The 22,375-nt window shown below is 31.1% G+C and carries 18 protein-coding genes; 2 read left to right on the top strand and 16 right to left on the bottom strand.

What is annotated here, in order from left to right; all coding sequences use genetic code 11:
• Nucleotides 1-194: 194 nt before the first annotated feature.
• The 6 genes from RYK99_RS04400 to RYK99_RS04375 form a co-directional block, all read right to left on the bottom strand.
• Nucleotides 195-320 carry a hypothetical protein gene (locus RYK99_RS04400; RefSeq protein WP_314990484.1) on the bottom strand — a complete coding sequence of 42 codons (126 nt, stop codon included), beginning with the start codon at nucleotides 318-320 and terminating at the stop codon, nucleotides 195-197.
• A gap of 266 nt (nucleotides 321-586) precedes the next feature.
• Nucleotides 587-1,567, bottom strand: coding sequence for a phosphate acetyltransferase (gene pta / locus RYK99_RS04395; RefSeq protein ID WP_314990482.1), 981 nt, complete (start codon nucleotides 1,565-1,567; stop codon nucleotides 587-589).
• A 12-nt stretch (nucleotides 1,568-1,579) separates the two neighbouring features.
• On the bottom strand, nucleotides 1,580-1,699 hold the full coding sequence (locus tag RYK99_RS04390; protein WP_224207478.1) for a DNA-directed RNA polymerase subunit beta: 120 nt from the start codon (nucleotides 1,697-1,699) through the stop codon (nucleotides 1,580-1,582).
• A 57-nt stretch (nucleotides 1,700-1,756) separates the two neighbouring features.
• On the bottom strand, nucleotides 1,757-3,028 hold the full coding sequence (murA, locus tag RYK99_RS04385) for a UDP-N-acetylglucosamine 1-carboxyvinyltransferase (protein ID WP_314990480.1): 1,272 nt from the start codon (nucleotides 3,026-3,028) through the stop codon (nucleotides 1,757-1,759).
• 484 nt (nucleotides 3,029-3,512) lie between these two features.
• On the bottom strand, nucleotides 3,513-7,862 hold the full coding sequence (locus RYK99_RS04380) for a PolC-type DNA polymerase III (protein WP_314990478.1): 4,350 nt from the start codon (nucleotides 7,860-7,862) through the stop codon (nucleotides 3,513-3,515).
• A 252-nt stretch (nucleotides 7,863-8,114) separates the two neighbouring features.
• Nucleotides 8,115-9,815 carry a proline--tRNA ligase gene (locus tag RYK99_RS04375; protein ID WP_314990476.1) on the bottom strand — a complete coding sequence of 567 codons (1,701 nt, stop codon included), beginning with the start codon at nucleotides 9,813-9,815 and terminating at the stop codon, nucleotides 8,115-8,117.
• A gap of 404 nt (nucleotides 9,816-10,219) precedes the next feature.
• Between RYK99_RS04375 and recU the strand changes: the two genes are divergently transcribed.
• The gene (gene recU / locus RYK99_RS04370; RefSeq protein ID WP_314990474.1) at nucleotides 10,220-10,795 is read left to right on the top strand and encodes a Holliday junction resolvase RecU; all 576 of its coding nucleotides are present in this window, start codon (nucleotides 10,220-10,222) and stop codon (nucleotides 10,793-10,795) included.
• 6 nt (nucleotides 10,796-10,801) lie between these two features.
• Entirely contained in the window at nucleotides 10,802-12,997 is a 2,196-nt protein-coding gene (locus RYK99_RS04365; RefSeq protein ID WP_314990472.1) for a PBP1A family penicillin-binding protein, read from the top strand.
• A gap of 45 nt (nucleotides 12,998-13,042) precedes the next feature.
• Here the strand turns inward: RYK99_RS04365 and RYK99_RS04360 are convergent, their stop codons facing one another.
• The 10 genes from RYK99_RS04360 to RYK99_RS04315 form a co-directional block, all read right to left on the bottom strand.
• Nucleotides 13,043-13,723, bottom strand: coding sequence for an acylneuraminate cytidylyltransferase family protein (locus RYK99_RS04360; RefSeq protein WP_314990470.1), 681 nt, complete (start codon nucleotides 13,721-13,723; stop codon nucleotides 13,043-13,045).
• 128 nt (nucleotides 13,724-13,851) lie between these two features.
• The gene (locus RYK99_RS04355; protein ID WP_314990468.1) at nucleotides 13,852-15,105 is read right to left on the bottom strand and encodes an iron reductase; all 1,254 of its coding nucleotides are present in this window, start codon (nucleotides 15,103-15,105) and stop codon (nucleotides 13,852-13,854) included.
• Between the two features lie 13 nt (nucleotides 15,106-15,118).
• The gene (locus RYK99_RS04350; RefSeq protein WP_314990466.1) at nucleotides 15,119-15,907 is read right to left on the bottom strand and encodes an FAD:protein FMN transferase; all 789 of its coding nucleotides are present in this window, start codon (nucleotides 15,905-15,907) and stop codon (nucleotides 15,119-15,121) included.
• 1 nt (nucleotide 15,908) lies between these two features.
• Complete coding sequence (locus tag RYK99_RS04345) at nucleotides 15,909-16,382, bottom strand: FMN-binding protein (RefSeq protein ID WP_314990464.1); 474 nt, start codon at nucleotides 16,380-16,382, stop codon at nucleotides 15,909-15,911.
• 213 nt (nucleotides 16,383-16,595) lie between these two features.
• Nucleotides 16,596-17,879, bottom strand: coding sequence for an MFS transporter (locus RYK99_RS04340; protein ID WP_314990461.1), 1,284 nt, complete (start codon nucleotides 17,877-17,879; stop codon nucleotides 16,596-16,598).
• Nucleotides 17,880-18,057: 178 nt separating this feature from the next.
• A complete protein-coding gene (locus RYK99_RS04335) occupies nucleotides 18,058-18,426 on the bottom strand; it encodes a DUF956 family protein (RefSeq protein ID WP_204643768.1) in 369 nt (122 codons plus the stop codon).
• A gap of 79 nt (nucleotides 18,427-18,505) precedes the next feature.
• Nucleotides 18,506-19,429 (bottom strand): PTS system mannose/fructose/sorbose family transporter subunit IID, encoded by a 924-nt coding sequence (locus RYK99_RS04330; protein ID WP_314990458.1) that lies wholly within the window; start codon nucleotides 19,427-19,429, stop codon nucleotides 18,506-18,508.
• A gap of 17 nt (nucleotides 19,430-19,446) precedes the next feature.
• A complete protein-coding gene (locus RYK99_RS04325) occupies nucleotides 19,447-20,256 on the bottom strand; it encodes a PTS mannose/fructose/sorbose transporter subunit IIC (protein WP_314990456.1) in 810 nt (269 codons plus the stop codon).
• Nucleotides 20,257-20,280: 24 nt separating this feature from the next.
• Nucleotides 20,281-21,264, bottom strand: coding sequence for a mannose/fructose/sorbose PTS transporter subunit IIA (locus RYK99_RS04320; RefSeq protein ID WP_314990454.1), 984 nt, complete (start codon nucleotides 21,262-21,264; stop codon nucleotides 20,281-20,283).
• 386 nt (nucleotides 21,265-21,650) lie between these two features.
• Nucleotides 21,651-21,902 (bottom strand): hypothetical protein, encoded by a 252-nt coding sequence (locus RYK99_RS04315; protein ID WP_314990452.1) that lies wholly within the window; start codon nucleotides 21,900-21,902, stop codon nucleotides 21,651-21,653.
• Nucleotides 21,903-22,375: the final 473 nt, after the last annotated feature.

Genomic DNA, 22,375 nt, shown 5'->3' with positions numbered 1-22,375 from the left:
AATACCATATAAGTTGGTATAAATGCAATTATAAAGACTAAAAAAGGAAGTAACCCTATATTTTATGATTCTATAAAAATCACTAATACAAAGTTACTCCCACATAGCTTAAAATGAACTAAATCCATCTAAATATAGAAAAGTCTATCTCTTATCAAATTTACTATTTTTAACATCTACTAAAATCTTTTGTTCTATTTTTTCAATCCTTTTCGTATGAAATCTATAGCAACATAGACCATGTATAAAAATACAACAAAACCGATAACATCCGCAACTGGACTAGTAATTGCCTTATAAAAATAATCTAAATCATTCATAATTCACATCTCCTTTTTTACTACTTTATCATAATACTATTCCTTACAATATTCTAAAATAAATTATTATCAGTGTCTCTCCTTTTAAATTTTAATAACCTATTTTCCCTTAATTTCCCCTTTTTTATTTGTAGATACGAACAGTATTCATCGCAATAAAGTCAACATATATTCTTTACTTAATTATATATAATTAAACAAACGATGTCAAAAAAATTCCGTAAAGAAAAAGAGGTTAACCTACGTCAACCTCTTAATTAAAAATCTTATTTTTCAATTGCTTGAACTGCAGTGATTAAAGCAAGTTTTAATACGTCGATTGAAGAACATCCACGAGATAAATCGTTAACTGGAGCGTTTAATCCTTGTAAGATTGGGCCTACAGCTTCAAATCCACCTAGACGTTCAGCAATTTTGTATCCAATGTTTCCTGCTTCTAAGCTTGGGAATACAAATACGTTAGCATCCCCTTGAATTTCTGAGTTTGGAGCTTTTAATTTAGCTACTGGTGGTACGTATGCAGCATCGAATTGCATTTCTCCACCAACTGGTAATGTTGGAGCTTTCTCTCTAACTAATTTTGTAGCTTCAGCAACTTTTAGAGTTTCTTCTGTTTTAGCTGATCCGTAAGTTGAGAAACTTAGCATAGCTACTTTTGGATTGATGTTGAATGCTTTAGCAGTTTTAGCACTTTCTACCGCGATTTCAGCTAAACCTTGAGCATCAATTGTTGGGTTAATTGCACAGTCAGCGAAGATAAATCTTGAAGCGTTACGTGACATAATGAACGCACCACTTGTACGACTTACTCCTGGTTTTGTTTTAATAATTTGTAAAGCTGGACGTACAGTATCACCTGTAGAGTGAATTGCACCAGATACTAACCCTTCTACTTCTCCCATATATACTAACATTGTACCGAAGTAGTTAACATCTTGTAATAATACACGAGCTTTTTCTTCTGTTACTTTTCCAGCACGACGCTCTACAAATTTCGCTACCATTTCATCATATTTTTCATAGTTTTCGTGGTCTACGAATTCAATCCCTGAAACGTTTAAGAATAATGGTTGAGCAAGTTCTTCTACTTTTTCTCTTTTTCCAACTAATACTGGTTGAACATAACTAGTAGCACTTAGTTTTACAGCTGCTTCTAATACACGCTCATCGTATGCTTCTGGAAATACAATACGTACTTTTTTCCCTTCTAATTTTTGTTGAAGTTCTACAAATAAATCATTTGCCATCTTCATTTCCTCCTAATTGTATATAATATCTTTAATATGTCTTATCGGCTTTAAGCTTAAAGCGTCAAATAAACTTCCCTTACCTAAAATTGTGTAGCCTAGCAATAATCCAATATAAAATATAATTATCATTAAGGCTATATTACGCAAGTATCTTGTTAACTTATCATTTAGTTTCATAATGAAATCCTACTCGTCTATTCTTTGAATATCTGCACCTAATTTTCTCATTTTTTCTTCGATGTCAACATATCCTCTATCAATATGATAAATATCAATAACTTTAGTAGTTCCCGTTGCCATTAATCCCGCAATAACTAATGCCGCTCCAGAACGTAAGTCTGTTGCTCTTACAGTAGTTCCTTCTAAATGAGGTAATCCTTCAATTAGTGAACTCCTACCTTCGATTCTAATTTTAGCATTCATTCTGCGTAGTTCTTCTACATGCATGAATCTATTTTCAAAAACTGTTTCTGTAATTGTGCTTGTACCATTAGCTAAAAGTGTTAACACACACATAATAGATTGCATATCAGTTAAGAAACCTGGGTGTGGTAGAGTTTTAACATCTACAGGTTTTAAACTATCCAACTTATTACTTACACGCATAGAGTTTTCATCTACTACTTCAATGTTAACTCCCATTTCACGCATTTTACTCACTAAAGCGACATTGTCTTTGTATGGAGCTCCTTTAACAAGAACATCTCCTTTAGTTGCTGCAGCTGCAATCATATATGTTGCCGCTTCTACACGGTCAGGCATTACTGAATATTCAGCACCTACTAGTTTTTCAACACCTTCTACAACTAAAACAGAAGTTCCTTTTCCTTCAATCTTAGCACCCATTTTAATTAAGAAATTAATCATATCTTCAATTTCAGGTTCTTGTGCTGCATTTACGATTGTAGTTTTACCTTTTGCTAAACAACTAGCCATAATTACATTTTGAGTTCCTCCTACACTTGGGAAATCAAAAAAGATAGTTGTTCCTTCTAATTCTTTTTCTGCTCGAGCTTCTACAAATCCTGCATCTTGAATAATTGTTGCACCAAGTGCTTCAAATCCTTTTAAGTGTTGATCAATCGGTCTACTCCCAATTGAACATCCTCCTGGCATTGCTACTTTAGCGCTTCCTTCACGTGCTAGCATTGGACCTAAAACTAGAAATGATGCACGCATCTTACTAACAAATTCAAAAGAAGCCTCTGTTAATAATGGATTTCTCGCATCCATTTCCAATGTATTTTCATCAGGTCTATAATCTATTTTCACTCCTAGACTTTCAAATAATAATCCTATCGTTTTAATATCTGATAACTTTGGAACATTATAAAATTTACTTGTACCCTCTGTTGCTAATAATCCAGCTGCTAATATTGGTAAAGCTGCATTTTTTGCACCAGAAACTTGTACTTCTCCTATTAAAGGTGTTCCACCTTTAACAACTATTTTTTCCAAGTTGTTTCCTCCATCTCTATATTTACATTTTATATCACATATAATACTACCACAAATTAAAAAATAAATAAAGTTTGAATAATTATTTTAATATTCAATTTATAAAAAAAGTATGGAAGTGACTCAAAAATCGTGATTTCAGAGAAATCGATTTTGTCGAATCACCCCAGCAAAGTTTATTAGATATCTAAAAAGCTTTCATAAAGCGAATTTAGATATCAATAAACCACTGCGTCTATAAGTTTTCATATACACTTTGTTAAAATTTAGGACTTATGGGTCAATCCCTAATTCTATTTACATAATTTGGAAAATATTGAATTAACTGTTTTTTATTCATATTTATCTTTTTCGACTATACATTAAAATGTTATCCTACAAAGTAAAATAATTATATCCATATAAAATCTTAATTATTTTATCATTTTGTAGAATAACACTTCTTTATTTACTTTACTACATTTCTGATGAATTAAACTATCAATTATAATTCATCAAAGAAAGATAATTGAGCTTTTTCAGGTAACCCTTTTAATGTCCCCATCTCTCTTAAATACTCTACTACTGTAGATGAAACACTTCCTCGTTTTGAAAAATCTTCAATTGAAAGAAAGGCTTTCTCTTCTCTCGCTTGAACTATTTTATTCGCTACGTTATCTCCAAGACCAGGAACTATTGAAAATGGTGGGATCAGAGTATTTCCTTCAATGATATAGTCATGGCTTGCTGATTTTTCTAAATCAACTTTTGAGAATGTAAATCCTCTCTCCATCATCTCATTTGCAATTTCATAACTTACTAGAGCATCTTTATCTTTATTCGATAATTCATTCTTATCTGTAGTTTTTATTTCTTTAATTTTTGCTTTTAGTGTTTCTGCTCCCTTAACAACCGTTATAATATCAAAATCACTCGCTCTAACTGAGTAATATGCACAATAATAAGTAAGTGGTTGATGAACTTTAAACCATGCAATTCTTAGGGCCATTAATACGTATGCACAGGCGTGGGCTTTAGGGAACATATATTTGATTTTTTTACATGAATCAATATACCACTCTGGTACATTATTGTCTATCATCGCTTTTTCAAAATCTTCAGTAAGACCTTTACCTTTCCTAACACTTTCCATTATTTTGAAAGATAAACCTTCTTCTAGTCCTGCATGAATTAAATATACCATGATATCATCACGACATCCTATTACATCTTTAAGTTCACATGTACCATTTTTAATTAATTCTTGTGCATTACCTAACCAAACATCTGTACCATGAGATAATCCAGATATCTGAACTAACTCCGAATATGTAGTCGGCTTCGTATCATCTAACATTTGAATAACAAAGTTTGTTCCAAATTCGGGTATTCCAAAAGTTCCACTCGCTGAATCCACTTGATCTCTAGTTACACCAAGTGCCTCAACTGTTGAAAAAATTCCCATTACTTTCGGATCAGATACATCTATTGTTTTAGGATCTATTCCTGATAAATCTTGAAGTTTTCTTATCATAGTTGGATCATCGTGCCCAAGTATATCGAATTTTAAGATATTATCGTGAATAGAGTGGAAATCGAAGTGAGTAGTTCGCCATGGACTCGTTTCATCATCCGCTGGGAATTGATATGGGGTGAAATCAAAAATATCCATATCATTAGGGACCACTAGTATACCTCCTGGGTGTTGACCAGTAGTTCTCTTTGAGCCTTCACATCCTGCTGCTATTCTCTCTATATCAATACTTCTTTTTTCTACTTCATTTTTCTCGTAATAATCTCGAGTAAATGAATAAGCAGTCTTTTCGGCAACTGTCGAAATCGTTCCCGCACGATATACATAATCTTCTCCGAAAATTTCTTTCGTAAAATTATGTGCAGTAGCTTGATATTCTCCAGAGAAGTTTAAATCTATATCGGGTACTTTATCCCCATTAAATCCTAGGAAAGTCTCAAACGGAATATCCTGACCGTCTTTAATCATCTTCACATCACAATGAGGGCAATTTTTATTCGGAAGGTCGAATCCTGAAGCATATTCTGCATTTAGGAAAAATTCACTATGTTTACACTTCGGACATACGTAATGCGGAGCTAGTGGATTAACCTCTGTAATCTCCATCATCGTAGCTACTAATGATGAACCAACAGATCCCCTTGATCCTACAAGATATCCATCATCAAGTGATTTCTTAACTAGCTTATGTGAAATTAAATATACCACACTGAATCCATTACCGATGATAGATGCAAGTTCTTTTTCTAATCTTTTCTCTACTATTTCTGGTAACTGTTCCCCATATATTTTATGAGCCATATCATAACTTAGATTACGAACTTCATCTGCTGCTCCTTCAATATTTGGTGTATACAGCTTATCTTTTAACGGAACTACTAATTCAATCATATCGTTAATTTTATGAGTATTTTCTATAACTATTTCTTCTCTTAATTGTTCATCAAGATAAGAGAATTCTTTTAACATCTCATCTGTCGTTAGAAATGTTGCCATAGGTTTTAAGTCACGTGCTCCAGGATTACTTTTCACCGTTAGTCTTAATATTTGGCGATAAACATGTTGATATTCATCCAAATAATAACAGTCCCCTGTTGCTACAACTATTTTTTCTTTTTTCTCAGCTAACTGAATTAATTTCTTCAGAATTTCTTCTAACTCAGCATTATCTGATATTCTTTCATTTCTTATGAAATTAGCATAATGGTGTTTAGGTTGAATTTCTATATAATCATAAAAATCAATTATATTTTCCACCTTAGCTTCTTTTGAGTTTAATAATTCTTCAAATACTTCATTATCACCATTACCACTACCGATTAATAAGTCTTCACGATATTGTTCTAATAAACTACGTGGAATTGTAGGCTTAGCTGAATTTAAATATTTAGTACAACTATAAGACACTAATCTAAATAAATCTTTCAATCCTTTTGCATTTTTAACTAAAATCGAACATGGAAAAGTTCTAGAGCGTTTATGTGCAAGTTCTAAATCAATCTTTTCATCAATTTCATTATGATATTCAATGCCAAGTTCATACAATTGATCCAACATTTTCACAAAAATCTCTGCAGTAGCTTTAGTATCATAAATCGCTCTGTGGTGTTGTACTAAACGCACTTTATATAGTTTAGCTAAATTACTAAGACCATGCCTTTTGGCCTCTTTATTTTCAGCACGAGAGACAAATAACGTATCTATACTAGCATTATTTTTATTCTCTAATCCTAGTCGCTCAAAACATGTATCTAAGAACCCAAGGTCAAATTTAGCGTTGTGCGCTACTAATATATCATCTTTGTCTAACCAATTATAAAAGTTAGTCATAACTTCTTTTTCAAGTGGAGCATCTTTAACATCATCATTAGTAATACTCGTTATTCTTGTAATTAGTTCTGAAATAGATCTTTGAGGATTAATGTAACTTTCAAAGCTATCTATTTCAGCTCCATTTTTTACCTTAACAGCAGCAATCTCGATTAGTCTATCACGCTCGGCAGAAAGACCTGTAGTCTCTACGTCAAACACAACATAAGTTGCATCTTTTAATTTAAGATTCTTTGGGTTAGTTGTAGCAGTAATACTATCATCCATAATAAAGGCATTAAGACCATAAATAGGTTTAATATCTTTTCCTTTTGAACTTAGACAAATTTCTGGATATGCTTGAACTCCATAAGTATCAGTGAAAGCAATAGCTTCGTGTCCCCAATCCATAGCCCTAGCTATATATTCTTTCGCAGAAGAAATACCTTCTAGCTGACTCATTTTTGTATGAGTATTTAACTCTATTCTCTTTTTACCACTATAATTATCTTTTTTTTCATCTTTGTGAGCAACTTCAATGGACTTCGGTTCTATAATTGTATCCCTTAAATATGGATCATTACTAACACTTCCATGAATCTTAAGCCATTGCCCTTTTTTTATTCCTTTTACTAAATCAATAAGTTCATTTCTTCTTTTATTTTGAAACTTAGAATTTGGATTATTACCAAATAATCTTAATATTATAGAATCACTATAGTCAGTAAGTTTTAAGCGGTACTGACTTGAACCATTTCTATGAACAATTTCTTCAGTTCCAAAAACTTGAGCCATTATTGTTACATCACCAGCATAACCAATAACATCCTTAATCTCCACAATATCTTCATCTCGGATTTCTTGACCATAACGAGTTCCCCCACCTCCACCGAAGGCAGCAAATTTTTTCTCAGGTTCTTTTGGTTTTCTCTCCGCATTTTTCTTATCAATTTCTTCTAGTTTTACGATTTCCTGGGAAATTTTCTCTTCCTGACTTTCTAACACCGCTTCTACATCAGTTTTAGAAAAATTAGGAATAATATCTTTAATTGAAATACCAATGTTAGAATAACTACTTATTATCTGTTGTTTTCTCTCATTAATAAAATTATTCCAAATAGATGGAGCCATTATCTTCATAGTTAAAACATTGTTGTTTACATCTATTTCACTAAATAAAATACTCTCTAATAGAACTTGAGATATTTCTGAAAAATTCTCTAGTATTATATATTTCCAAAATTCTTTTATTTGCTCATCAGTTGCAATATTACTTGTTTTTAATCGATAATTAACTATGTAATCACCCATAAAACTTTCTCGTAATTTTTGTATAAGTAATGTTAATTCATCTACTAATGGCAAAGTTTCACCACTGAAATTAAATGTCCATGTCTTATTTTTATTATCTTTTTCTATATTATCTAAAGAAAAATTAATAAGTTTTGAGCCGGCTAATCTTTCTTCTAATTCTAATGTTTTAACCAATAAAGAAAAATGTTTATTACTCATGCTTCCTCCTATAATTTTACTAAATCGACAAGTTTTTATAATAATTATCGACTAAACGAAAAAAATCCATTCATTTTATTACTAATTTAACAAAATGAACTAACTTTCCAATAATACATTATTATAAATTATCAACACAATATAATTTTACACTTATTTAAATTATACTAAAAATACCAACTAAAAACAAATGGTTATTTTCTATTAACTATTTATTTTTAATTGGTATTTATTATTTTAACTTTTTCTTAATTATTTGTAGAATGCTTCTACTTTAGCTAATACATCAGCAACTTCTGTATCAACTTTTTCTAAAGTTTTTCTTTCTTTAACTTCTACGATTCCTTCACCAGCTTTTTTACCTACAACTACTTGTAATGGAATACCGATTAAGTCCGCATCGTTAAATTTAACTCCAGCACGCTCTGCTCTGTCATCATAAAGTACTTCATACCCAGCAGCCGTTAATTGAGCGTATAATTCCTCACTAAGTTTTACTTGTTCTTCTTTCTTAACATCTACACACACTAAGTGAACTTGATATGGAGCTACTTCTTTAGGCCAGATAATTCCTTTATCATCACTATGTTGTTCAATGATTGCTGAAATAACACGTGTTACCCCAATTCCATAACATCCCATATAGAAGTGATTTGCACGACCATTAGCATCTAAGTAAGTAATATCCATAGATTCTGAATATCCTTTTCCAAGTTCAAATACTTGTCCTACCTCGATACCTTTAGCGAATTTAACTGGTCCTGATAAATCTTCAGCTAAATCTCCTTCTTCAATCATACGAAGATCGTAGTGAGCATCTACTTCATAATCTCCTGGATTTACGTTAATATAGTGGAATCCTTTTTTGTTAGCTCCGCAGCTGTGGTTGTACATATATTTAATAGCATTATCACCGATTACTTTGCAGTTTTTAATGCCAAATGGTCCCATGTAACCTACTACTCCACCCATAACTTCTTCAATTTCTTGCTCAGTTGCCATTTCTACTTCAGAAGTTCCTGTAGCTTTCATGAATTTTATATCATTAAGTTGATCGTTACCACGCATAAGAACTAAATAGAATTCTCCATCGGCTTTTAAAGCTAATGCTTTCATAGCACGGTTTACATCAACACCACAGTATGCAGCGATATCATCAATAGTTTGTTGATTTGGAGTTTCTAATAAACTACGCTCTTTTTTCTCAAAATCAGTAGGCATAGTATAGTTTTGTTCAACTACTGCTGCAGTTTCAATATTTGCTGCGTAATCACTCTCTTCAGTATATGCAATAGTATCTTCCCCAACTTCTGCTAAAGCTTGGAACTCATGAGTATAACTTCCTCCAATATTTCCAGAGTCGGCTTTTACCGCACGATATTTAAGTTCAAATCTATCAAAAATATTACTATATGCTTGATAATAATCTTTATAAGTTTCTCTTAAAGATTCTGGAGTATCATGGAAAGAATAACCATCTTTCATGATGAACTCTTTACAACGTAATAAACCTAAACGTGGACGAATTTCATCACGGAATTTAGTTTGAATTTGATATAAGTTTACTGGAAGTTGTTTATATGAAGTTACCATATTACTAACTGTTTGACATATAATTTCTTCAGCCGTTGGACTTAATGCATACCCAGCATTTTTTCTATCTGTAACACGAATTAACTCGTCTCCCATTTTGTTCCAACGACCAGATTTTTTCCAATATTCATCTGATTGTAAAATTGGCATTAGTAATTCTACAGCACCAATTTTTTCATGTTCTTCTCTTATAACTTTTTCAATTTTTTGAATTACTCTAGTAGCTAAGGGAAGATGAGTGTAAACTCCTGCAGATACCTGCTTCACCATCCCCGCTTTAATAAGCAACTTATGACTTGTTGCTTCTGCAGAGGATGGCACTTCTCTAGTTGTTGGAATAAATGTTCTTGATTGTCTCATAACAATACCACCTCTCATTTTTAAAATTACTTATATTATACCACAAATCTTATACTTTTTTTCAAAAATATTCACTTTTTTATAAAGTTATTACTATATTACTCAATCATTATCTATTGTTATTAATTTTCAAACAATGACATTCTATCCCTGAACATTATTAATTCAGCTATACTATGTAAACTATTATTTTACATCAACTTTTAAATTTAATACTGTTATATATCTTTTTCTAGTACTAATAGTGCTTTTAATTATTACTAATTTATCAACACTTCTTATCTTTACCTTATGTTATTTATTTTTCAAGTTTTTTCAAAAATATCATATTTTTAGTTGTTAGTAATTTAATTTTTTCCGATAATATAGTATAATTAATAAGATAATTATTTATGGAGGGATATATGTTTAATTATCCTAATAAAAAAGGTAATTTTATTCAAAAAACTAAATATTCTAATCGAGGTATGGAACTTGAAGAAGATATAAATTTTGCGAATAAATATTATTTAAATAATGACATAGCCGTAATTCATAAAAAGCCAATTCCTATTCAAATTGTTGAAGTTAATTATCCCAGTAGATCTAGCGCTATGATTACCAAAGCATTCTATAAAACACCTTCTACTACGGATTATAACGGGCTTTGGAATGGAAAATATATCGATTTCGAGGCAAAAGAAACTAATTCAGCCACCTCGTTTTCTCTAAACAATATCCATGATCATCAAATCGAACATATGCAAAAAATTTTTAATCACGGTGGAATAACTTTTATTATAGTTCGTTTTAAAAAAATAGACAGAACTTTTATTTTACCTTTTAAAAATTTTATATTCTTTCATGATCGAGCTAAAAACGGAGGAAGAAAATCAATAAAACTTAATGAATTTGAAGAATCGGCATTTGAATTATCATTCAACTATAAAATAAGATTAGATTATTTAAATACTATAAAAAATAATGAAAGTGAGTTTTAATAACAGATGAAAACTTTGTTTAAATATATAAGTTCAATCTTTTTTTCTATCTGCTTAGTATTATTCTTTGTTGTTATGATACTATTTGCACGTGAATTAAGAGATGTTCCTGATATTACTCAGGCTAACTTACAAGATCCTTTATCATCGGAAATTTATGATAAAAATCTTAATTTAATCGCTACTGTTGGAGCTGAAAAAAGAGAATACGTATCATTAGAAGATATTCCCAAGAATATAACTGATGCGGTCCTTTCAACAGAGGATACAAGATTCTATTCTCACCTTGGTATCGATCCTATTCGTCTTATCAAAGCAGTTCTTGTTAACATACGTTCTAATTCTGCTCAACAGGGTGCAAGTACTATAACTCAACAAGTAGTAAAAAATTCATTACTTACATCAGATAAGTCATTACAGCGTAAAATTCAAGAGGCATACTTATCTCTAAAGTTAGAAAATAAATATTCTAAAAAAGATATATTAGAAATGTATATGAACAAAATATACTATTCTGATGGTCAATACGGAGTAAAAACAGCTGCTAAATATTTCTATAATAAGGAATTAGATCAGTTAACTTTACCTCAAGTTGCTCTTTTAACAGGGATGCCTCAACAACCAATCTTATATAATCCTTATGATTATCCTGAGCAAGCTAAAGAACGACGTGATACTGTATTATATGCACTTTTAAGTAATGGAAAAATTTCAGAAGATGAATACAATAATGCAGTCAATACTCCAATTACTGAAGGTGTTGTAAGCAAAACAAAAGAAGAAAGAGCTAACCAACACACTTATAATCCTAAATTTGCTGCTTACATAGATCAAATTATAAAAGAATTAAAAGAAAATAAAAACTTTGAAAATGTCAAAGATCCACTATCTATGGGATTAAAAGTTTATACTAACTTAAACCCTGAATTACAAATGTATGTTCAAGATATGTTAGATAATCAATCTTACCCAATGATACCACATGCTTCTCAAGCAGCTATATCTGTTCTTGATACTAAGACTGGACTTGTTGAAGCTATTGGTGGAGGAAAAAATTATAAAGCCGGTGGTTATAACTTCGCAGTAGACGCACGTGTACAACCTGGTTCATCAATTAAACCTCTAATCGACTATGCTCCTGGTATAGAATATTATGGTTGGGATCCACAGACAACATTCTCTGATTCACCTTACCAAATTCCAGGAACTAATTTTTATATTCAAAACTGGGATAGAATTTATCATGGAACAGTACCTATGACTCGTGCAGTAGCTTGGTCTTACAATATTCCAGCAGTACGCGCTTTTGAATCTGTAGGACATGAAAGAGTTAAGTTCTTTGCTGAAAAACTAGGTATTCCTGTAACTAAAGATGAACCTACAACAGCAATCGGTGGTAATGTTGATGGAGTTTCCACTTTACAAATGGCTGGAGCCTTTGCTTCATTTGGTAATAAAGGTTACTACAACAAACCATCAACTATTGTTAAGGTATTCAACGCTAATGGTAAAGAATTAGTAAACATTAAATCTGAACCTGTAAAAGCAATGTCAGAAGAAACAGCTTATCTTATGACAAATGTCTTAAAAGGTGTTTTAACTGATAATGGTACTTCTCCTGACGGAAAAATCCCTAACTTTGATATGGCTGGTAAATCTGGATCAAGTACCTTTGATGATTCTGCTTATTATAACTACGGTATTGATGTTGCAAATTCAACTAAAGATAGTTGGATGATAGGTTATACAACAGACTATACTGTTGCAGTTTGGCAAGGTGCTGATGTAGTAGACTCTGCTGCCAAAGCATTATCTTATAATCAGGCAAAAACAACCCAAGTTATAATGGCGAATGTTCTAAAAAAAGCTTCAGATAACAAGGTTCCCGCTGCATTTGAAAAACCTGCTGGAATAGAGACTAAAAACGGAGTTGAATACGCTAAAGAAAGAAATAAAGAAACTGATTACATGTATGCTGGTAGTGATCGTGATGCAGTTTATCAAGCTGCACTTGCTCAAAAACAACGTGAAAATCGCTCAGCATTAACTCAAGTTTTCAATTCATTAACTAATTCAACTAATACTCGTGCAACTGGTCAAAATTCAGCTAATACTACTAATGGAGCACAAACAAACTCAAGAGCAACGGCTAATAATACTAATCGATCGGCAAGAGCCAATCAGAATGCTCGTAGACAATAATATATAAAAAGAATCGTAGAAATATAAATTTTCTACGATTCTTTTTTACTTATTCATCACTTTCTTATATATACTTTCACATATGAAAAAATCTAATTCATCATCTATATCGTAACTATAGACTTTTTCCATCTTAAATACCTTTGTTTGCTTTGTATAGAATGTCCTATCCCTCAAATAACTTTCTTTTGTTGACATCCATATTGAACCGTTTGGATAAATATTGACTGGTTTATCTTGCCTTCTATAGTCGCCACCATGCCTCGATGGAATTAGATATCCATCATTTTCATCCATAAATAAACTTTTATTCAATCTATAATTACTAAATGAAACTAAATGATCACAATCTACAAATGAATCAAATGCATTTATTATATGTTCTGTTTTCCTTATTGGTGAAGTTACTTGTAAATTCATAAATATGAAATTTTCTTGTATATTCTTAAATAGATAATTTAGTGTATCGAATGTGGTTGAAGAATCTAATGAAACATTTTTATCACGAATTTTATAAATACATTTCCCACCATATTCTTCTCTACAAATATCTAAATATTCTCCTGAATCAGAAGATATCCATACTTCATCAAATTTTTCACTTCCTAATGCCATATCTATCGTGTAAAAACATAATGGTTTACCACAAAACAACTTTATATTTTTATCGATTAATCCCCTCGAGCTTTTTCTTATTAATATTATTGCAATTTTTTTCAAGTTCATCCTGCTTTCCTATGATGTTATATCATTAATTATTATAACACCATAATTAATTTTAGACTATACGATTATATAACAAATAAAAAGATTATACGGCTAACTATAGCCATATAACCTTTTTAATCTATATGTTAGAAATTAAATCCTTCATAGAATATTCTATTTTTTCCTATCCCTTTTTCTTTTAATAGTTTTTCATATGAAATATTCATTACCATTGGGCCTGCAATAATATAATTATAGTCATCTCCAATTGGTAAATAATCACTTAATTGTTCAGAATTAAACCTCCCATTTTGACAATGTGATTTAAAATTACTTCTTTCATTCCACAATTCAAATTTTTCTTGATATAATAATTTCTTATCTTTTTTTACAGTATATAAAAATGTAATGTCTTTATTATCAAATTTATCTGCTAAACCTAATAAAGGAACGACACCAATTCCTCCTCCAATAAGAACAAACTTTTCATTCTTACCAGATTTTTCTATCATTGAACTTAAGACTCCATATCCTCTTGTTAAATTAACTTTTTCTCCTACTTCTAAATTAGATAGATTTTTAGTAAAATCTCCTACTCCTTCTATCAACATTTGAACGTACCCATCACGTTCTGGAATATTTAAAATAGAAAATGGATGAGGTTCTTTCATTCCTCTTATATTAGGAAAAGATATAAATGCAAAATCTCCCGCTTCTATTTTTCTTAAAACAGCTTTACTAGTCGATATAGTTAATTCCGTTATATTTCCATCTACTTTTCTGACATTTTTTAAAATACCAACTTGAACATTCAAGTATTTATTATATGCATAGTGTCCGTACGCTACAAATGCTATTACAGTATATAAAATTACTAAAACTATAAATGGAACTATACTTCTAATATATGGTATCAAGACAATATGTAAGAAAGCTAGTAATGCAGCTACTAAATTAAGTCTATGTATCCACATAGATAATTCATGTTTAAAAATTTTTTCTAATATTTTCTTTATTTTCATCAAAATGCTAATCCTTGAAGTTAACCAACCTGCCATGAAAACAAGAGAATAGACAATTACCGCCATAAATATATACATTGACCATTGACCTGTGAACTCTATGAGCCCTGATGACTTTAGTAACTGATCATGTAAGTACATAAAAATTACAGCAAAGATTGCAGTTACTCCATGAATTATATACATATCAGGTAAACCTATTATTCTATCTAACCATTTAGGTTGAGTTGACAGGAATATTGCCGAAAGCATCCATGAATATGCAAATACTCCTAAATTAATCGCTAATACTCTGCTTCCATACACTTCAGGTAAACCATTTCCTACTGTTATTATCAATGGTAATGGTATCGTTAATAATACTATTAACCAAATCATATTAAATATGAATTTATGTTCTCTCAACATCTATTATTTTTCCTTCCTCAAAAACTCTTTTAATTCCTTCTTTTGTTAATAAAATTCCAGATAACTTATTTTTTTCTACAATTTCACGCCAAGTATTTTCATCAGCAGCAACACCTATTGTTGCCAATACATCGACATCTGATAGATATGTTCCAACTACTGTAACTTGAACATGTTTAATCTCATTATCACTTTTAATATGTTGACCTTTTTTACTAATTCCCGAGGTTGCAACCGCCCCGTTCTTTATATTATATTTAGCTATTATTTTTCCTCTGTCCTCAGGATTTTCTATTCCTATCTGCCAAGAAAAATCACTATCAGAACTAGTACCTACTTGCATATCCCCAGCTCCATTAATTGCACCAGCTTCTATAATATTATTATCAATTAGTGGCTTTATATATTTTGTAAAAGTATTTTCTATAGCCCAACCTTTAACAAATCCTGTCGGATTATATTTTCCTTCAAAAAACGGATCGAATAAACCATTAGTATCTCTTTTTGCTAAAATTGAACGACTATAAACTTCTTGATATTCAAAATCAAAAAAATTTTCTTGTAAAACTTCACCTATATCTGTATGTTTACTAACTAGACTATTAGGAAGAAACGGTGAAAATTTTTCTTCTACATTTTTCAAACATTTATCAATCTCATCAATAATTTGATCCAACGCTACAACTAAAGTTTCATCAAATTTATTATTTACTAAAGAAATAGTAAAAGGCATATTCATTCTTTTCAAAACATAAGTTTTATACTTAATCATCTTATTTTGCCTTATTTAACGCATCTTGTAGCGAACCTTTGAACCCTTCAAAAGTTTCGGAAGCACCAGATACCAATGGAATATCACTACTCTGTGCTTCTATCGTTTCTTCAACATACTTAGGTAAAGCTGTTTTGTTAATACTTTGTGAAAACTCTTCGTCAGGTTGAAGTAGTACATTTACATTAGAAATCTTTCCACCTTGAACAACAACACTAACTTGGAAATCTCCTTTATTTGTTTTTGTTACTGCACCAGTGTAGGTACCATCTTTGTACGATACCCCCTCTTTTTTTGAAGAAGTTGTATTATTGGTTGTATTTTTTGATTCTTTATTTTCCACTTGATTAGTCTTCTGTGTTTTTTGATTTGAAGTAGTAGTTTGTATACTCGGTTTTACAAAAGTATAATAACCTGCTGTCAGTGCAGATGCTCCTACTACTCCTATTAATGCTGTTTTCTTTATTTTACTCATGTTTCTCTCCTTTAATTTATACTTTTAAAGATAATATACCATATTTTATATATATACCCTATTAATTTGCATTAAGAAATATTATATTATTTCTAACTAAATTATAGCTAATGTGAAAATTACAGAAGCATATCAAAATTATTTCATTTTAGTTAACATAATTTTAAAATAAAAAATCTTTAGAGATATTTTTTACCTCTAAAGATTTCTTTATTATTTCTTCGGTCTTGTTTCTGGGAAAGTAAAAACAAAAATAATATAGATTACACTTCCTAATAAATAGAACATAATTGATGTAGAGTATCCCATATGATTTAGTACTAAACTCCATGTAAAGTTAAATAATGTATAAATTGCATATCCAAATGCCCAGAAAATTCCAAACATTATAGTTAACCTTTGTGAATTCATATTTGGCAACTCATAAGGTAAGTTTAGATATACAGGATACTGTGAGTACATGAAAAATCCAGACAAACTGAACATTGTATATGCTAAAACGACATTGGTTGATACTAAAAATAGCCCTAACCCCATAAATCCAATCATTAATACACCATGAGCAATTAAAAATGGTTTTCTTCTGAAATTTAATTTTCTAGTAACCAATAAACTAAAAATAGTTCCAATAATTCCACCTACTGTTACAGTTAGGATCATAAACTCTGGTTTAAATTGAGCATTTTTTGCATGTTCAGCTACTACCCTAGGTAATGATACTAATGGCATTACGTATAAGAATAAAAATCCACCAAATCCAAGTGAAAACACATAAATGAACTTATCTTTAAACCCATCAGCATAAGTATATTTTTTCACTTCTTCTTCATGCACAACTTCTTTTGATTCAATTAATAGTTTATATACAAAATAGTTTGGGTGTTTCCATGTAATTGTTGGTTCAAAATCACGAGAGAATATTAACCAACATACAAATAAGATTATACTAAAAATACTAAATCCTATCATTGTATAACGCCAATCGTCTACAAAATGTTCCTTGAAAAGCAGGAATAATATAGCAACCAAAGCAGCTCCCACATTGTATGCTGCGGTAATAATTGCACTTGTCATTATTTTCTTATCATTTGGTATAAATTTCGCCACAAATGAATTTATGAAAACTATAATCATTGAGCCACCGAATGCCATTATCATTCTAGATGCAGTATATAACCAATAATTATGAGTAAATATAGCAAAAAATGAAAAACATAGACAAAATAATGCTAACATTGCAGCTTTTCTTGGATGTAATCTAATCAAAATAAATGCTGCTAATAAATTAGCTATAATTCTAGCGATCGTAATTGTATAGTTGACAACCTCAGATATTATAGGTGATACTTTCTCACCATTAAAATAATGATCAGTAATCTGCTTCGATAAGTTTGATCCTGCTACCCAGTTTGTAGCAAATACTACATACGCAGTTATTAGCAGTGCAAACATAATTATCCCTTGCCTTCGAGTAGGCGAATTTGATGATAGTTCCATTAATATACCTCTTTCTTTTTCTTCTAAAATTAGTACACCTACACGGTGTTATAATACTGTTTTTTCGAATACTATATTAGTTTAATATAAACATTCAGAAAATGCAAGAAAAATATACTATTTGCATTACGTTTTCATGAAAATATTTTTAAAATTAAAAAAGACTAATATCAATGTATTAATCTTTTTTTCTAAATAATTTTTTTAATGATAATACCGGTTTATTCCTTACTATCTTGTCATTACCAATAAATTCTCTCATTTCTTTTAAACATTTTCCAGAATTTTTGACTATAAAATTGAAACTTCCAGCTCTTTTTGTATCGATAAAAAATCCTCTGATATATTTATCTCTAAAAAACATCTGTGCTCGTACTTTTTCAATCTCAGTCCAAGGTATTTGAATATAATCTTCTGGATTTCTATGATTATAAAACTCAAAGGCTTTATCTCCTACCATAACATCTCCATGCTTGTTCCCAATTGATCCAGTAAGACAATTAGCTTTCGTTGTATAAACTACTTTAGTATTCATAGATACTACCATAACTAACACCTCCACTCTATTTTCTTTACTAATTTTAAAAAGGAAGTTGAGACATCCTGCCTCAACCTCCTATGCTTTATTACATTACACCTGCTACGTGAGCAATTACACCTAAAGCGAATAATCCAAAGATTATTACTACTGGGCTTACTTTACGTTTTAATAACCACATACATACGAATGTTAATAATAACGCTGCAAATCCAGGAATAAGTTGATTTAAGTTATCTTGTAATGTTGTAACTTTTTCTGGTGTTAATGAGAACTTACCACTTGTTGCTTTTGTAACAATATCTTGTAATACTTCACCAGTAATGTGTGTTCCTTTTTCTGGGAAATGAATAAATGCTTTTTCATCTAATTGTACTTTAGAAACTACTAATGGGAAACTGATGTTAGTCCAACGTTGAACTAAGATACCCATTACGAACATACCAAGGATTGAAGCTCCTTTTGTAATAGTTTGTAAAATACCACCTGAAAGGTCACTTGTAATTTCAGAACCTTTTTTATATCCGAATTCTTGTGTATACCATAAGAATCCAATACGGATTAAGTTCCATGCGATAAAGAAGAATAATGGTGCAATAATTGAACCACCAGTTGCTAATGAAGCTGCGATAGCTCCAAGGATAGGACGAATTGTAAACCAGAATACTGGATCCCCAATACCTGCTAATGGTCCCATCATACCAACTTTAACCCCTTGGATTGCCGCATCATCGATATCAGCTCCATTTGCTTTATCTTCTTCTAAAGCAAGTGTAACCCCTAAAATTGGTGCTGCAATATATGGGTGAGTGTTAAAGAACTCTAAGTGACGTTTTAATGCTTGTGTAGCATCTTCTTTATTTGGATATAGTTTTTTTAGTGCCGGGATTAATGCGAATGCCCAACCACCATTTTGCATACGTTCATAGTTCCATGAACCTTGAAGGAACTGAGAACGTAACATTACGCTACGACGATCTTTTTTACTTAATGTAATTTTTTTCTCTGACATTTTGTAGTTCCTCCTTATTAATAATCATTTAAGATATCGCCTAGTGGATCTCCAGATGAAGTACTTCCACTTCCGCCTCCACCTTTGTTTTTAGAAAGGTTTAGGTAGATAATTGCTAAACATAATCCGATGATACCAGTTGCGATAAGTGTTAATTGGCTAATTGGTGCTAATGCGAATCCTAAGAAGAAGAATGGCCATACTTCTTTAGTTGCCATTAGGTTAATAACCATCGCAAAACCAACTGCAACTACCATTCCTCCACCGATTGCCATACCTTCAGTGAACCATTTTGGTAAAGCTTCAAGAGCTTTTTGAACTACTGATGATGGAATAAACATTAATAACCCTGCTGGAATAGCAACACGTAATCCTTGAGCTGCAAGAGCTACGTAGTGCCAAAATTCAACTCCACGGAAGTTACCGTGTTCTGCCGCACGGTCAGCTTGGTGAACGATAACTACTGATAATGTACGAACAACCATTGTAAGTACAAGTCCTACTGTAGCTAACGTAACAGCCGTTGCGATAGCGATAATACGTCCTTCAGCTGAAAAGTCACCAGCTTTAATGAAAATAATAGCAGATGCTACTGATGCTAAAGCTGCATCGGGAGCAACCGCAGCCCCAATATTAGCCCATCCAAGTGCTAATAATTGAAGAGCTCCACCTAAAATAATACCTTCTGATAAATGTCCTGTTGCTAAACCGATTAAAGAACAAGCAATAATTGGTTGATGGAATTGGAATTGGTCTAAGATACTTTCCATACCAGCTAATAACGCAACAACAAGGACTAATATAACTGCTAGAATACTAAATTCCATAGTGTCCTCCTAATTACTATTAAATTATAATTTTAAACCTTCGCTAGATTTAGCTTCAATAAGTTTGAATAAATCTGACGGTGAATCGTTAGATACTTTACGTACATCAAATTTAACACCTAAATCACGAAGTTTTTTGTATACTTCTACATCCTCTTGATCTAATGATAATACGTTGTTAATTTGAACTTTACCAACAGAGTGAGCCATAGAACCAATGTTTAATTCCGGAATTTCTACTCCTTTTTCGATTACTGCCAGTGCATCTTGTGGTGTTTCAAATAATAATAATGCTTTTGTATCACCAAATCTTGGATCATTATAAACTTGAACAAGTTTATCTAATGGAATTACGTGTGCGCGTACTCCTGGAGGAGCTGCTTGCTCAATAAGTTTTTTACGTAATTCATCTTTTGATACTGAATCTGAAACTACAATAATTCTGTTTGGATGAGTTGCTTTTGTCCAGTTAGTTGCAACTTGTCCATGTAGTAGACGAGTATCGATACGGGCTAATACAAAATCGATTTTCCCATTTCCTAATACTGTACCTTCAGGAATTTCTCCTTGAGGTGCTGCTGTTGTACTTTCAGCTACAGCTGCTTTAGGTTGTAGTTCTTCAGGACGAACTTTAACTCCATCAATAGCTGTTGGTGTGATTGCTTTTGCAATCTCGTGAGCTGTTGTCATAGTGAATCTACTAGCATATGCTTCGATAAGCATTGGTAAGTTTAATCCTGCTACGATTGCTCTTTTCTCTGGTGCTTCTTCAAATAACTTGTTAGCTTGGTTAAATGGACTTCCACCCCAAAGATCGACAAGGAAAAGAATTTCTTCAGAATCTACTTTAGTAATAGCTTCTTGAAGTTTTCTTTGCAAGTCTTCAGGTCCTTCACTTGGCATAAATACAACTGATTCTACTTTTTCTTGTTCACCAAAAATCATAGAACCTGATTGTTTAATTCCAGCAGCGAATTCACCGTGACTCGCGATGATAATTCCTACCATCTTAGTACCTCCTTTTATATAATACTTATTTTATTATGACGTGTATACCTTTGCATACAAATAGATTATATCATTTATTAATTTTTTTGTAAATGTTTTAGTTTCTTACTTTACAAACACTGAAATCGATTTCTATTTTATAAGATAAGATATAAAACATATTTTTTTTTATTATTTAATTATAAAAAGTATTAATATAGCTTTCGTAAGTTAAATTAAGTCATATTTTAGTCACTCTATATGTAAATTTTTATTTAAAAAATAATGATATGAAAATATTATTTTCAACCTTTCATAATATTCTTTCTATTTTTATATAATATAAAAATAAGATAGTACTTATTTATACTATCTTATTCATTAACTATTCATCAATTATACTTGTATTATTTAATATTTCTTTCCGGGAATAACATTTTCAGTACTTTTAATGACAATCTTCTTGACTTACCTGAATGTGGATAAATATGCATCATCATCATAGGATTAAAATTAGCCTCAATAACACCATAATTTTCTCCATTTATTTCTTCTGTTATATCTGGAATAATCAAGTCAACTCCACATACTTTAGCCATCATAGCATCAGTAATTTCTACAGCTAATTTTTTATAACTTTCATGAACAGAATCAGTCATATCTACAGAATCTCCACCTGTGCTTATATTAGAGTTCTCTCTAAGATATGCGATCTTATTCTCTGGTAATATAGAATCAAAATTTAATCCTTGTTCGGCTAATTGTAATTTTTCAATTTCTCCTAATTCAATTTTTTTTAGTGGAGTTTTTTTCGCATCTCCTCTTAAAGGATTAAAATTTTTTATCTCAACTAATTCTCTGATTGTATGTTTTCCATCACCAACTACATTGGCAGGAACTCTTAATAATACAGCTTCTGTTTTTCCTTCAATTACGAAAAATCTATACTCTGTTCCTTCTATAAATTCTTCAATTAATATATCTTTATCTTCTTTTAATGCAAATTCAACAGCTTTTGAATAGTTTTCTAACGAATTTGTTCCATTTTTAAATATCGTTATACCTAAGCCAAAATTAGTGCTTTTTGGCGCAGAGAAGTTTTTGAAACTAGTGTGCGAGAGAACTATTTAGT

Origin of the sequence: uncultured Gemella sp. (assembly GCF_963537375.1) — a bacterium.
Lineage (GTDB): Bacteria > Bacillota > Bacilli > Staphylococcales > Gemellaceae > Gemella.
Note: the sequence above shows the minus strand (reverse complement) of the source record. Positions and strands in the feature narration are given on the sequence as shown.

Bases quoted from the DNA above. Each gene is read 5' to 3' on its own strand.
- RYK99_RS04400 (WP_314990484.1), bottom strand. From the start codon at position 320: ATGAATGATTTAGATTATTTTTATAAGGCAATTACTAGTCCAGTTGCG.
- pta (WP_314990482.1), bottom strand. From the start codon at position 1,567: ATGGCAAATGATTTATTTGTAGAACTTCAACAAAAATTAGAAGGGAAA.
- RYK99_RS04390 (WP_224207478.1), bottom strand. From the start codon at position 1,699: ATGATAATTATATTTTATATTGGATTATTGCTAGGCTACACAATTTTA.
- RYK99_RS04380 (WP_314990478.1), bottom strand. From the start codon at position 7,862: ATGAGTAATAAACATTTTTCTTTATTGGTTAAAACATTAGAATTAGAA.
- RYK99_RS04375 (WP_314990476.1), bottom strand. From the start codon at position 9,815: ATGAGACAATCAAGAACATTTATTCCAACAACTAGAGAAGTGCCATCC.
- recU (WP_314990474.1), top strand. From the start codon at position 10,220: ATGTTTAATTATCCTAATAAAAAAGGTAATTTTATTCAAAAAACTAAA.
- RYK99_RS04365 (WP_314990472.1), top strand. From the start codon at position 10,802: ATGAAAACTTTGTTTAAATATATAAGTTCAATCTTTTTTTCTATCTGC.
- RYK99_RS04360 (WP_314990470.1), bottom strand. From the start codon at position 13,723: ATGAACTTGAAAAAAATTGCAATAATATTAATAAGAAAAAGCTCGAGG.
- RYK99_RS04355 (WP_314990468.1), bottom strand. From the start codon at position 15,105: ATGATTTGGTTAATAGTATTATTAACGATACCATTACCATTGATAATA.
- RYK99_RS04350 (WP_314990466.1), bottom strand. From the start codon at position 15,907: ATGATTAAGTATAAAACTTATGTTTTGAAAAGAATGAATATGCCTTTT.
- RYK99_RS04345 (WP_314990464.1), bottom strand. From the start codon at position 16,382: ATGAGTAAAATAAAGAAAACAGCATTAATAGGAGTAGTAGGAGCATCT.
- RYK99_RS04340 (WP_314990461.1), bottom strand. From the start codon at position 17,879: ATGGAACTATCATCAAATTCGCCTACTCGAAGGCAAGGGATAATTATG.
- RYK99_RS04335 (WP_204643768.1), bottom strand. From the start codon at position 18,426: ATGGTAGTATCTATGAATACTAAAGTAGTTTATACAACGAAAGCTAAT.
- RYK99_RS04330 (WP_314990458.1), bottom strand. From the start codon at position 19,429: ATGTCAGAGAAAAAAATTACATTAAGTAAAAAAGATCGTCGTAGCGTA.
- RYK99_RS04325 (WP_314990456.1), bottom strand. From the start codon at position 20,256: ATGGAATTTAGTATTCTAGCAGTTATATTAGTCCTTGTTGTTGCGTTA.
- RYK99_RS04320 (WP_314990454.1), bottom strand. From the start codon at position 21,264: ATGGTAGGAATTATCATCGCGAGTCACGGTGAATTCGCTGCTGGAATT.
- RYK99_RS04315 (WP_314990452.1), bottom strand. From the start codon at position 21,902: ATGACTGATTCTGTTCATGAAAGTTATAAAAAATTAGCTGTAGAAATT.